This window comes from Nonomuraea sp. NPDC001636, assembly GCF_040298265.1.
Classification (GTDB): Bacteria; Actinomycetota; Actinomycetes; order Streptosporangiales; family Streptosporangiaceae; genus Nonomuraea.
The window spans coordinates 220069-232943 of record NZ_JBEOZT010000017.1 but is presented as its reverse complement, the minus strand read 5'-3'; the positions used below and the strand labels follow the sequence as shown (position 1 = coordinate 232943).

The following is a 12875-nucleotide window of genomic DNA, read 5'->3' as shown; positions in this document are numbered from 1 at the left end:
CCACGCCAGCACGGGTGCTTCGCCTTGGGCCAGGACGACCAGGCGGGGGGCGGCGCTGTCGTCCACGCGGGACAGGCGGGCCTTGGCGGTGGCGGCGGCCTTGGCCGCCGAGATGGCGGCCTTGGTGGCGACCTCACGCGTGGTGGGGCCGGCGGCCGAGACGGTGTCGCGGACGTTGCCGGCGGCGTCGGTGACCACGACGGCGTCGCCGCCGATCACGGGCAGGCCCTTGTAGGTGCGCTCGTAGGCGACGTAGAACATGTCGCCGGCGCCTGGGGTGACTCTGAGGCGGCTGTAGGCCTCGTCGGGGCCTCTGCTGAGGTTGTCGAGCTGGCTGGAGACCGCCCGGTCGGCGACCGCCGCGGCCAGCGAGGCGGGGTCTGCCGCCGCTCGGCTGCTGCTGGAGCCTTGGTGGGCGGGGGTGGCTCCGGGCGGGGCGGCACTCGCGGGTGACGCCTGGAGCGTCAGGGTCGCGGCCGTGGCCAGGCCGGCGACCGCCGCGAGTAAGGCTTTGCGTTTCACGCTGTGGTGCTCCTTTCGGCGGGCTCCCTCCGGCCGTTGCCGTCTTGTGGGCGCGCGCGGGCCGCCGCGCGGTCAGGGGTGTCCTGGGTCGCGGGCGTGAGGGGATGTGGGGGGTGATAAAGGGTGACGGATACAGCAAGCGGACCGTTTCGCCTTGTTGCCGCCAGACGCTAAGCGTTGGCCGACTGCTCGAAAATACGTATGTTCATCGGTAGGCATACCGACATTTCTGTTACCGCTGGTCACACCCATCCACGTGCGGATAACAGCCGCGATGCTGGACAATCGAGCACGTGCAGTTCGGCATCCTGGGCCCGTTGGAGGTGCGATCGGCCGGCGGCGACCCGATCGCCGTGGGCGGTCCCCGGCCGCGTGCCCTGCTCGTCCTGCTGCTGCTGGAGGCGGGCCGGACGGTCGGCGTCGACCGGCTCATCGACGCCCAGTACGGCGAGAGCCCGCCGGCCGGCGCGGCCAACGCCGTACAGGCGCAGATCTCCCGGCTGCGGCGCAACCTGCCCGCCGACCTGATCGAGTTCCACGGCGCCGGCTACCGGCTGGCCGTCCCGCCCGAGGACGTCGACGCCCACCGCTTCGAGCGGCTGGCCCGCGACGGCCGGCGGCTGCTCGCGGCGGGCCGGCACGCGGCGGCGGCGGCCGTCCTCAGGGAGTGCCTGGACCTGTGGCGCGGCCCGGCGCTCGCGGACGTGCGCGAGGCCGCCTACGCGCCCGGACAGGCCGACCGGCTGGAGGAGCTGCGCCTCGCGGCCCTGGAGGACCTGTACGAGGCCGACCTGCACCTGCCCGAGGCCGAGCCCGCGGCGGGGCTGCGCGAGCTGGTCGCCGCCCACCCGCTGCGGGAACGCCCGCGCGCCCTGCTGATGCGCGCCCTGCACGCGGCCGGACGGCAGGCCGAGGCACTGGCCGTCTACGACGAGGCGCGGCGGCTGCTCGCCGACGAGCTGGGCGCCGACCCCTCACCCGAGCTGGCGGCGCTGCACCTGGCGATCCTGCGCGGCGAGCAGCGGCGCGCGCACGCCACGCGGTCGGCGCCGCCGCCGCAGCTCACCTCGTTCGTCGGCCGCGAGGAGGAGCTGGCCCGCCTGGCCGCGCTGCGCGGGGCGCGCCTGGTCACGATCACCGGCCCCGGCGGCACCGGCAAGACCCGCCTGGCCGTCGAGGCCGCCACCCGCGACCGGGAGCGGCAGGCGTGCTTCGCCGACCTGTCGCCCGCGGCCGGGGAGGGGCAGGTGCCGCTGCTGGTGCTGAACGCGCTCGGGTTGCGCGAGTCGGCGCTCAGCCCGGCCGTCCCCGGCCCGGCCGACCCCGCCGAGCGCCTGGTCGCCGCCCTCGCCGAGCAGGACCTGCTGCTCATCCTGGACAACTGCGAGCACATCGTCGCCGAGGCCGCCACGCTGGCCCGCCGCCTCCTGGCCGGCTGTCCCGGCGTGCGCGTCCTGGCCACCAGCAGGGAGCCGCTGGGCATCACCGGCGAGCACCTGGTGCCGCTGCCGCCGCTGGGCACCCCGCCCCCGGGCACTCCCGCCGGTGACGCGCTCGCCTACCCGGCGGTCAGGCTGTTCGCCGACCGGGCCGCCGCCGTACGACCCGGGCTGGAGCTGGACCTCGACGCGACGCTGAGCATCTGCGCGGCGCTGGACGGCCTGCCGCTGGCCATCGAGCTGGCCGCGGCCCGGGTGCGCACGTTCCCCGTGGCGGAGATCGCCGCGCGGCTGGCCGAGCACGGCCGGTTCCGGCTGCTCTCGCGCGGCGACCGCACGGCCGCCGCCCGGCACCGGACGCTGCACGCGGTGGTGGAGTGGAGCTGGGACCTGCTGGACGCCGAGGAGCAGGTGTTGGCCAGGCGGTTCTCGGTGTTCTCCGGCGGGGCCCGGCTGGAGGCGGTCGAGCGGGTGTGCGGCGAGGACAGCGCCGTGCTGCTGGCCGATCTGGTGGACAAGTCGCTGGTGGAGACCGCGGGCGACCGCTACCGCATGCTCGACACCGTCCGGCTGTTCTGCGCCGAGCGGCTGGCCGAGGCGGGCGAGGAGGAGCGGATGCGCGCCGCGCACGCCGCCTGGCACCTGGAGCACGCCCAGCGCGCCGAACCCCACCTCTACCGTGCCGAGCAGCTCGAATGGCTGGCCCTCCTGGGGGCCGACGACGCCGATCTCCAGGCCGCGCTGCGCTGGAGCGTCGAGCACGACCAGCCGGCCGCGCTGCGGCTGATCGCCGCCCTGGCCATGTACTGGTATCTGAGCGGGCGGCGCGGCCAGGCCGTCCAGCCCGCCCGGCGGCTGCTCGACGTGCTCGGCACCGAGCCGCCGGCGGGGCTGACCGACGAGTACGTGCTCGCCGTCCTGCACGCCGCCCCCGGCACCGGGTCGCCGCACTGGAGGCGGGCCGCCGAGCTCACGTCGCGGCCGGACCAGCCGGTACGGCACCCGTTCGCCGCCGCGTTGTGGGGCATGACCGCGGGTCCGCCCGAGCGCGACGTGGAACGGCCGCGGCAGCGCGAGCTCGGCGGCGACCCGTGGAGCCGGGCGCTCGGCCGGCTCGGCGAGGCGCTGCTCCTGCTGCTGAACGGCGGCATCGTGGCGGCCGAGCGGGAGCTGGAGATCGTCCTGGCGGAGTTCGGCGCGCTGGGCGAGCGCTGGGGGAAGGCGCAGGGGCTCGACTGGCTGGCGGTCATCGCGGGCTGGCGCGGCGAGTGGGCGCGGGCGACGGAGCTGTGGGCGCAGGCGCTCGACCTGCTCGACGAGCTCGGGGCGCTGGACGAGCTGGTGGACGTGCTGTGCCGGCGAGCCGACGCCCGGCTGCGCGCGGGCGACCTGGCCGCGGCCAGGGCCGACTGCCTGCGCGCCCGTGAACTGGCCCGCGGGCTGGGCCGGCCCGAGCTGACGGCGGCCGTGCACGTGAGGCTGGGCGACCTGGCCAGGATCGAGGGGGATCTCGGCGAGGCCGCCGAACGGCTGCGGGACGCGCTGACCGCCACCGCTCCGGGCTCCCCGCTGGCCGGCAGCACGGATCCGCAGGTGCTCACGGCGCTGGCCCGGCTGGCCCAGGCCAGGGGCGAGGCGGGCGAGGCCGTGGCCCGGCACCGGGAGGCGGTGGCCGTCGCGCTGCGCTCGCCGATCGACAGCGACCTGGCCGACGCCGTCGAGGGCCTGGCCGGAGCCGCCCTGCTCGACGACCCGCCGGAACGCGCGGCGCTGCTCCTCGGCGTGGGGGTGGCGCTGCGCGGGACGGCGGTGACCGGCGACCACGACGTCGCCGCGACGGCCGCCGCCGCCACGGCCGCGCTCGGCCCGGACCGCTTCGCCGCCCTGTACGCCCGCGGCGCCGCGATGACCAGGGACGAGGCCCGGTCCACGATCCTCGCCTGACAGCCCGCCGGGACGGCCCCTGACAGTGCGGGACGGCCGCGCCGGGGACTGTCAGCCGGTCGTCGCCGGGCTGTCAGCGCTCCCGGCGAGGCTTGCCGGCATGAGAGACAACCTGCACAACACCCGCGTACTCATCTCCGGCGCCAGCATCGGCGGCCCCGCGCTGGCCCACTGCCTGGCCCGCCGCGGCTGCAACGTCACCGTCGTGGAGAAGGCGCCGGCCCTGCGCGAGGGCGGCCAGGCGGTGGACTTCAAGGGCGAGACCCACCACACCGTCCTGACCCGCATGGGCATCCTGGACGACGTGCGCGACCTCCAGACCGGCGGCACCGACCAGTACTTCGTGGACGCCGACGGCCGCACGCTCGGGGTCATGCCCGGCGAGTTCACCGGCGGCGACATCGAGATCCGCCGCGGCGACCTGGCCCGCCTGCTGTACGAGCGCACCGCGTCCACCTGCGAGTACGTCTTCGGCGACTCCATCACCTCGCTCACCGAGGCCCCGGGCGGCGTGCACGTCACCTTCGAACGCTCGGCCCCCCGCACGTTCGACCTGGTCGTGGGCGCGGACGGCATCCACTCCAACGTCCGCAGGCTGGCCTTCGGCCCCGAGTCCGAGTGCGTGGACTTCCTCGGCCACTACTACGCGCTGGTGGAGCTGGACAGCGACTTCGGCCCGCACGGCCAGATGTACAACGAGCCCGGCAGGATGGTCGCGGTCGGCGGGCCGAAGGCGCCGGCGTTCTTCGTCTTCGCCTCCGAGCGGCTCGACTACGACCGTTACGACGTCGAGCAGCAGAAGGCGATCCTGGAGCGGGCCTACGCCGGCATGGGCTGGCGCACCCCGCAGGTCCTCGACGCGGTGCGCGGCGCCAAGGACGTCTACCTCGACTCGATCAGCCGGGTGAGCATCGACCGGTACGTCAATGGCCGGGTGGCGCTGCTGGGCGACGCGGCGTACGGCAGCACGCTGGGCGGGTTCGGCAGCGGGCTGGCGCTGGTGGGGGCGTACGTGCTGGCCGAGGAGCTGGCCGCGGCGGGCGGCGACCACCGCGTGGCCTTCGCCGAGTACGAGCGCCAGATGCGCCGCTACTCCAAGGTCACGAGGAGCGGCAACAACGCGGGCACGTTCCTGGCGCCCGGCACCCCCGCCGGGATCCGGATGCGGAACTGGACCTTCAAGTTCGGCTTCCTGCTCGGCCTGATGATGAAGGTGACCGACAAGTTCGCCACCAACATCGCGCTGAAGGACTACTGAACGGGCACCCGGCCCACGCCCGCGTCGAGCCGGAGCCGGGGCGTGCCGTCCAGCCGCGGGAGGTGGTCGTCGTCCGTGAGCCGCCAGTCCTGGACGGGCACCAGGCCGGGCCCGATCAGCTCGAACCCGTCGAACAGCCGCAGCACCTCGGCGTGGCTGCGGAACGCGCCCTGGGCGGGCGAGCCGGCGGTGGCCAGGTGGAGCTGGGCGATGGCCTCGGGAGAGCTCTCGGCCATCGCGTGGGAGAGCACCAGATGGCTGCCGGGCGCCATGGGCTTCCTGAAGGCGGCGACGATGCCGGGCGGGTCCTCGGCGTCCATGACGAAGTGCAGCACGCCGACCATCAGCACGCAGACCGGCTGGTCGAAGTCGATGAGGCCGGTGACGTGCGGGTCGGCGAGTATGTCGGCGGGCCTGCGCAGGTCGCCCTGGATGCCGGCGACGCCGGGCTGGTCGGCGAGCAGCACCTGGGCGTGCAGGCGGACCATCGGGTCGTGGTCCACGTAGACCACCCGGCAGGCCGGGCTCACCTCGCGGACGGTCTCGTGGATGCTGGGCCAGGTCGGGATGCCGGTGCCGAGATCGATGAACTGGCGCACGCCCTGCCGGGCGACGTGGCGCACGGCCTCGATCTGGAAGCGGCGGTTGGCCCTGGCGACGGCTCGGGCGTCGGGCGCGACGGCCAGCAGCCTCTCGGCGACCGCGCGATCGACGGCGACGTTGTCCTTGCCGCCGAGCAGGTAGTCGTACACCCGGGCGGAGCTCGGCACGTTCGGATCCACTCCGGGCGGAACACGTTCTAGCTCAGACATGGTGACCCATTTCCTCGCCTGCCACTGTTCGGTGGCCATACTAATCGGTAACTTACCGGAACGTGTTCTATTTGGCCGCATAGCCGCAGGGGCGGGGGTCGTCGAACTCGGGGTCCAGCTCGATCCGGCTCAGCACCGTCGCGTCGATCGGACGGCGGATCGTGCCGGCCGTGGCGCAGTCGTAGAACACGTACGCGCCGGAGTCCTGGCCGAGCACCAGCCAGCGCTGCCCCTTCGACAGGAGCTTGCCGGAGTCGTCGCGCACCTCGGCCCACTGGTTGGAGAACCCGGTGAGCTGGAGCACGAGGTTGGCCTGGCCGCGGTCGTGCACCGCCTCGGCCCCCTGCGTCATCCAGCCGACGAGCACGAACCCCAGGCCCACCCCGACCAGCGCGCCCGTCAGCACGCGCATCGCGGCCCGTCCGGTGGGCCGCGCCCGCAGCAACCGGTACGGCACCAGCAGGCAGAACAGCCCGACCACCACGACCGTGATCAGCACCGGCGTGCCGGTGACGTCGAGGATGCCGAGCATCCCCCAGTACGCGACGCCCGACAGCGCCGCGCCCACCGCGGCGGCCAGCCACGGCTGTTCCCGCCCCCGGTCGAGGACGCGTCCGGCGGCGCCGCGGGTGATCCGGTCGAGCAGCCACCAGACGCCCACGACCAGGCCGAGCAGCGGCAGCAGGGTCAGGAAGAGCAGCACCAGCGTCGCCACCAGGTGGCCGAAGATGCTCGCCTGGGTGAGCCCGGCCTGCTCAGGGGTGATGCCGAAGGTGTCGTAGACGCTCTCGAAGCCCAGGTAGAGCAGGGCGTACACGGCGACGGCGATCGGCACGACGACCGTGCCGATCTTCTCCATCACCTCCAGCACGCTGCCCCTGGCGGCCGCGGTCCCCGGTGCCGTGGCGACGGGGGGCGCGGCGGGCCCTGGAGGCGCGGGGGGCAACGTCTGATTTGTCATGGCACAAGAGGATGCATCAGGCCGGGGGCGGCGTCATCCGCCGGGCCGGGCGAAGCGGCGCAGCAGGGCGTCCGCCTCGGCGAACCCGGCCACCACGTCGGCGGCCGTGCGCCGTTCGCGCACCATCCCGACGGCCTGGCCCGCGTAGATGCAGGCGGTGTCGAAGTCGCCGTCGCGGCGGGCGGCGGCGATCCGCGCCGCGGCCTCCTCGTCGGCCGCCAGCTCCTCCTCGTGACCGGCCCAGCGGTCGAAGAACGTGTTGCGCAGGGCCCGGCCGCCGTACTCGGCCGGCCAGTCGAGGCGCTGTGCCACGTCGAAGACGCGGCCATAGGCGGTGTCGGTCTCGGCCGCGGCCAGCACGCGGGCCGCCGCCGTCTCCGGCAGGGCCGTCTCCGCGCAGCCCATGAACGCCGTGCCGGCCCACGCGCCCTCGGCCCCCGCCGCCAGCACGGCGGCCAGCCCGCGCGCGGTGGCGATGCCGCCCGCCGCCAGCACCGGGACGCGGACGACGTCGAGCACGCTCTGGAGCAGCGGCAGCGTGCCGACGTCGGCCCGGCCGTGGCCGCCCGCCTCGGCCCCGCGCGCCACGACCGCGTCTACGCCGGCCTGCTCGGCGGCGCGGGCCTCGTCGGTGGTGCCCGCCTGCGTGACGACCGTGATGCCGGCCTGCCGCAGCTCCTCCACGTACCGCTGGTACGGCCCGAAGCTCACGGAGACGAGCCGCGGCCGGGCCGCGAGCACGGCCTCGAACTGGGCCGGGTTGCCGGGCAGCGCCCAGGCCATGAGCCCGATCCCGTACGGCCGCCCGCTCCCGGCGGCGACGGCGGCCTCGGCCTCGATCCAGGAGGCGGGGGCGGCGGCGGACACCCCGATCACGCCGAGCGCGCCGGCCGCGGAGACGGCGGCGGCCAGCCGGCCCGCGCCCACTCCGGCCATGGGCGCGCCCACCAGGGGCACCGTCAGCCCGAACCGCTCGGTCAACCACGTCCGCACGCCGGCCTCCTTGCACGTCGCCTGTCGTTGCCAGTCTCGCACCATGCCCTCTGCGCCCTCTGCGAGCATGGCGGGAGGGCGACAACGCAGGATCCGTACGAAAGTAGAGCCGGATGACCGATGCGCCGGAGGCGGCGGCTGTGCATCCTGGTGGGGACGGGTCCGGCGCGCGTGGCCTGTTGTGAACCCGAGAGGAGTCGCCAGGACATGGACAGCGCTGCGAGCCGCCCGACCGTGGTCTTGGACAACGGTGTCGTCGGCCGGATCATGCTGGCCCACCGGTCGAGGAGTGATCTCGTGCTCGTGCTCGGCATGGACGGCACCCTGCTGAGCTGCGACCTCGACGGCATCGCCTGCGTGGTCGGCGGCCGCCCCCTGTGCCGCGACGGCTGAGCCCCCCGCGCCCGGCGGTCAGGACCGGGCGACCAGGGCGGCCAGTTCGCCGACGGCGGCGAAGTCGTTGGTGAGACGGTTCTTGGTGAGGGCGACGGCGGTGCCGGTCGCGGTGTCGGCCCACGCGTAGCTGCCGCCCGCCCCGCCGATGCCGAACGCCGTCGCGCTCTCCTGCGGCGAGCCGCCGGGAAGCCCGATGGTGAAGCCGAGCCCCCACGTCGAGGGCATGCCGAAGACCTCGTCGGGGCCGCTGTAGGCCACCGCGGTCGCCTCGCGCAGCCGCTCCGGCGAGATCAGCCGCACGCCGTCCACCTCGCCGAGCAGGGCGGCGTACATGCGCGCGATCGCCCTGGCCGAGGTCTTGCCGCCGGCCGGGGTGTCGGCGGTCAGGTAGTCGGGCCTGCTGCCGAGGGCGGCGTTGGGCATCAGCTCCATCGGCCCGGCCCTGAACATCGGCAGGTCGGCCGGCATGTCCCCGAACGCCGACGGGTCCATCGGCTCGTCCTCCAGGCGGGCCAGGCGGTGCTGCTCCGCCGGCGGCATGCCGAAGTAGAGCTCGCGGGCCACGCCCAGCGGGCCGGAGACCTCCTCCAGCAGCACCTGCGAGATGCGCTTGCCGGTGGCCCTGCGGACGATCTCGCCGACGAGGAAGCCGAAGGTGTAGGCGTGGTAGCCCATCTTCGTGCCCGGCTCCCACCACAGCTCGGCGTTCTCCAGGGCGGCGACCATCTTGTCCCAGTCGCAGACGTCCTCGGGCGTCGTGTCGAGCGGCACGCCGGGCACGCCGGCCGTGTGGCTCAGCACGTGGCGGACGGTCACGCCGCCCTTGCCGTTCCTGGCGAACTCCGGCCACAGGTCGGCGACCGGGGTGTCGTAGCCGTACAGGCCGCGCTCGGCCAGCATGTGGGCGACCGTGGAGGTCGCGCCCTTGCCGATGGAGAAGTTGTAGAACGGGGTGTCGGAGGTGACCGGCCGGCCGGTCTCCGGGTCGGCCACGCCGGCCACCACGTCCACGATCTGCACGCCGTCGCGGTAGACGGCCACCTGCAACCCGCGCTCGGCGCCTGACTCGACCAGCTTGTCGGCGGTCTGCTGCACCTGCTGCTGAAGGTCGCTCATGAGGTCGTCACTCCTGTTCGGTTCGGGAACTGGACGGTACAGTACTCACACGAGTACGGAACTGTCCAGTACTATGCGAACTCATGATCGAAAAGGTGGCGTGACGGTGACCGACGAGGACGGCCGGACGGCCCGCAAGCGCAGGCAGATCCTGGACGCGGCGCGCGCGGTGTTCCTGCGCAACGGCTACGTGGGCGCGAGCATGGACGAGGTCGCCTCGATCGCCGCGGTCTCCAAACAGACCGTCTACAAGCACTTCAGCGACAAGGAACAGCTCTTCACCACGATCATCCTCGACACCACGGCGCAGATCGAGGGCCTGGCCAAGCTGATCACCGAGTCGCTGGAGGGCAACGACGACCTGGAGAAGGGGCTGCGCAAGCTGGCCCACGAGTTCCTGGCCTCGATCATGCAGCCCGACGTGCTGCGGCTGCGACGGCTGATCATCGCCGAGGCCGACCGCTTCCCCGACCTCGGCCGCACCTGGTACGAGCAGGGCTTCGAGCGTTCGCTGGAGAGCATGTCCACGGCCTTCGGCCGCCTGGCCGGGCACGGCCTGCGTCCCATGGACGACCCGCGGCTGGCCGCCGACCACTTCGTCGGCCTGCTGCTGTGGGTCCCGGTGAACAGGGTGATGTTCGCGGGCGGCGGCGACCACCACACCGAGGCCGAGCTCGACCGGCTCGCCGACGCCGCGGTCGAGGTCTTCCTGCGCGCCTACGGGTCCTAACCGGTCAGGAACTGCTTGAGCCCGGCGGCCAGCGAGCCGGCCATCTCCCCGCGGAACTCCCCGTCGGACATCTTGGCGGCGTCGCCCGGGTTGGCCATGTTGCCGCACTCGATGAACACCGCCGGGCGGGTGGACAGGTTGAGCCCGCCCAGGTCGGTGCGGGTCTGCAGGCCCTGCTCGCCGAGGTAGGTGGCGTACGGCATGCCGGTGCCGTCGCGGAAGGCGTTCCGGACGGCCACGCCGAGCCTCCTGGACGGCTGGATGATCGCGTCGTTGTGCCCGGCCACCAGGCCCGGCAGGATCACGTGGAAGCCGTGGCCCGCCGGCGGCGCGCCGTCGGCGTGGATGGACAGGACGGCGTCCGCCCGCGCCCTGTTGCCGATGGCCGCCCGCTCGTTGATGCAGGGGCCGACGCCGGTGTCGTCCGGCCTGGTCAGCACCACCTTGGCGCCCATGTCTTCGAGCAGCGGCTTCAGGCGGTTCGCGACGTCCCAGGTGAAGGCGTGCTCGGTGTAGCCGGCGGCAGTCTGGGTGCCGGTGGTGTTGCAGGGTTTGCGTCCGGTGATGATGTCGACCGGGCGGCTGATCTCCTTGGGATGGGAGGCGTTGCCGCCGTTGTGCCCCGGGTCGAGCACGACGATCTTCCCGGCCAGCGCGTTCCGCGTGCTCTGCGACGGCGCGGCGGAGGTCACGACCACCCCCTGGGTGGTGCGCACGGGGCCGCCGCCGCAGGCCGCCGACAGCGCGGCCAGGGCGGTCAGCAGCACGGGGACGGCTGGGTGAACGCGCATGCGACCGACGCTGAGCCGCACCGGCCCACGGGCTCCGCCACCCGCTTCGACCTGCGGGAACAATGACCTGGATGTGATCTGCACGGGCTCTCCCGACGACGGCCGGCGGGGCTAGTCGCGGTCCCAGTTCAGGCCGGGCACCGGCGGCTCCTCACGCTTGCGGATCAGGTACGGCGGCATGACCAGGGCGTGCAGGTTCGTCGAGAGCAGGGTGCCGATCGACTGCTCGGGCGTCTCGGTCAGCGGCTCGCCGGGGCCGTTGAGCGAGGCGTTGACCAGCACCGGGGAGCCCGTGGCCGCGTGCCACCCGGTCAGCAGGGCGTGCAGGAACGGCGTGGCCTGCTCCTCCACCGTCTGGATCCGCGCCGTGCCGTCCACGTGGGTCACGCCCGGCAGGCTCGCGCGGTGCTCGGGGCGCACGTCCACGACGCACTGCAGGAACGGGGCCGGGCGGTCGACGCCGAAGAGGCGCTCGGCGTGCTCGGCCAGCACCAGCGCGGCCAGCGGGCGGAACCACTCGCGGCCCTTGACCTCGAAGTTGACGTAGTCCTGCATGTCCGGCCTGGCCGGGTCGGCGAGCACGCTGCGGTTGCCGAGCGCGCTCGGGCCCGACTCGCTGCGGCCCTGGTGCAGGCCGACGACCCGGCCGCTCTCCAGCAGCGACACGGTCGCGCCGACGAGGTCCGCCGGCTGCTCGGCCACCAGGCCGTCCGGCAGGCTCCGCACCGCGGCGGTGATTTCGGTCTCGTCCGGGTCGGGGCCGAGGAAGTCGTCGGTCCAGCGGAAGCGGCTCTCGACGCCGAGACATTCGATGAGCCCGTACAGGGCGCAGCCCACGGCGGTGCCGCCGTCGTGCGGGCTCGGCGGGATGAACACCTCGCGGAACGGCGACTCGCGGACGATCCGGCCGTTGGCCGTGGCGTTGAGCGCGGTGCCGCCGGCGTAGACCAGCCGGTCCAGGCCGGTCTGCCCGTGCAGCCAGGCGACCACCTGGGCCAGGGCGTTCTCGAAGACGCGCTGGCCGGCCGCGGCCAGGTCCGCCGCCCGGGAGAAGCGCTCGCCGCCGGGCTCGTAGACGTAGGCGTCCCGCTGGGCGAACGTCTCGATCCACTCCTCGGGGATGAACACCTCGTGGCCGCGTACGTCGAGGTCGGGCAGGCCGTACACGTACGCGTCGCCGAACGGGGCCAGGCCCATGACCTTGGCCTCGTTGCCCTCGCCCTCGGGCCACAGCAGCCTGGTCAGCAGCGTGTAGAAGCAGCCGAGGCCGGTCGGCCGGGCCCAGTCGCCGTCCCAGAGCTGTTTGGCCAGGCACTCGACCGGGCCGCCGCGCTCGCAGCGGTAGAACGAGGCGACCTCCAGCATGTCGTCGCGGGTGCCCTTCGGCAGCCGGACCGGCTCGGTGAAGTCCCTGACCCGGCTGCCCTGCGCGCCGATCACCAGGCCCGCCGCCCGGTCGAACGGCGAGGGCGGGAACGCGCTGTAGAGGTGGCTGAGATGGTGGGATATCAGGACGACCCGGGCGTCCTCCTTGAGGCTCAGCGTCTCGCGCAGCTCCTCCTCGTAGGCGTCCTTGTGCTCGATCTCGGTGTCGGCGGCGTATCCCTCGACCACGAGGTCCACGGGCTCCTTGAGCAGCGGCATCTCGGGCAGGTACAGGTCCGGCAGGTCGCCCAGACGGCCCCAGTGGTGCCTGCGCCGGGTGATGCGCTCCTTCTGCAGGCTGTACATGCCCGACTCGCCCACAGCGACAGCAACAGAACCATCCTGAGTACGATTTATGCCGACAACGATAGGAACATCCGTCATCTCTGGTGCCTCCTGGGCTGTGATCACCGGCACCAGTACCCGGGCCTGGGACAAGACCATCCCTCAACCGCGTAACGGACACGTCAGCCCGCAGCCGCCCGCGA

At 73.7% G+C, this 12875-nt stretch carries 10 protein-coding genes and 1 pseudogene; 4 read left to right on the top strand and 7 right to left on the bottom strand.

Annotated features, from left to right (window positions below; translation table 11 throughout):
• A pseudogene (locus ABT158_RS29550) lies at window positions 1-522 on the bottom strand (peptidase M28); the annotation flags it as partial.
• 293 nt (window positions 523-815) lie between these two features.
• On the opposite strand from ABT158_RS29550, the gene ABT158_RS29545 reads away from it, so the two are divergent.
• Both ABT158_RS29545 and ABT158_RS29540 read left to right on the top strand, forming a co-directional pair.
• Entirely contained in the window at window positions 816-3905 is a 3090-nt protein-coding gene (locus ABT158_RS29545) for an ATP-binding protein (protein WP_352358842.1), read from the top strand.
• A gap of 100 nt (window positions 3906-4005) precedes the next feature.
• A complete protein-coding gene (locus ABT158_RS29540; protein ID WP_352358840.1) occupies window positions 4006-5163 on the top strand; it encodes an FAD-dependent monooxygenase in 1158 nt (385 codons plus the stop codon).
• Here ABT158_RS29540 and ABT158_RS29535 read toward each other — a convergent pair.
• The 3 genes from ABT158_RS29535 to ABT158_RS29525 all read right to left on the bottom strand — a co-directional run bounded on the left by ABT158_RS29535 (window position 5157) and on the right by ABT158_RS29525 (window position 7974).
• Entirely contained in the window at window positions 5157-5975 is an 819-nt protein-coding gene (locus ABT158_RS29535) for an SAM-dependent methyltransferase (RefSeq protein ID WP_352358838.1), read from the bottom strand. The genes ABT158_RS29540 and ABT158_RS29535 overlap by 7 nt on opposite strands.
• A 67-nt stretch (window positions 5976-6042) precedes the next feature.
• A complete protein-coding gene (locus tag ABT158_RS29530) occupies window positions 6043-6936 on the bottom strand; it encodes a hypothetical protein (protein WP_352358836.1) in 894 nt (297 codons plus the stop codon).
• 33 nt (window positions 6937-6969) lie between these two features.
• Window positions 6970-7974 (bottom strand): NAD(P)H-dependent flavin oxidoreductase, encoded by a 1005-nt coding sequence (locus ABT158_RS29525; RefSeq protein WP_352358834.1) that lies wholly within the window; start codon window positions 7972-7974, stop codon window positions 6970-6972.
• A gap of 162 nt (window positions 7975-8136) precedes the next feature.
• Between ABT158_RS29525 and ABT158_RS29520 the strand changes: the two genes are divergently transcribed.
• Window positions 8137-8322, top strand: coding sequence for a hypothetical protein (locus ABT158_RS29520; protein ID WP_352320620.1), 186 nt, complete (start codon window positions 8137-8139; stop codon window positions 8320-8322).
• Window positions 8323-8340: 18 nt separating this feature from the next.
• Here ABT158_RS29520 and ABT158_RS29515 read toward each other — a convergent pair whose 3' ends face one another.
• A complete protein-coding gene (locus ABT158_RS29515) occupies window positions 8341-9441 on the bottom strand; it encodes a serine hydrolase domain-containing protein (protein ID WP_352358831.1) in 1101 nt (366 codons plus the stop codon).
• Between the two features lie 106 nt (window positions 9442-9547).
• Here ABT158_RS29515 and ABT158_RS29510 point away from each other — a divergent pair, with 106 nt between their 5' ends.
• Entirely contained in the window at window positions 9548-10171 is a 624-nt protein-coding gene (locus ABT158_RS29510) for a TetR/AcrR family transcriptional regulator (protein ID WP_352358829.1), read from the top strand.
• Here ABT158_RS29510 and ABT158_RS29505 read toward each other — a convergent pair.
• Complete coding sequence (locus ABT158_RS29505; protein ID WP_352358827.1) at window positions 10168-10962, bottom strand: N-acetylmuramoyl-L-alanine amidase; 795 nt, start codon at window positions 10960-10962, stop codon at window positions 10168-10170. The two genes, ABT158_RS29510 and ABT158_RS29505, sit on opposite strands and share 4 nt — an antisense overlap.
• Window positions 10963-11073: 111 nt before the next feature.
• A complete protein-coding gene (locus tag ABT158_RS29500) occupies window positions 11074-12693 on the bottom strand; it encodes a carbamoyltransferase C-terminal domain-containing protein (protein WP_352358825.1) in 1620 nt (539 codons plus the stop codon).
• Between the last annotated feature and the right edge of the window lie 182 nt (window positions 12694-12875).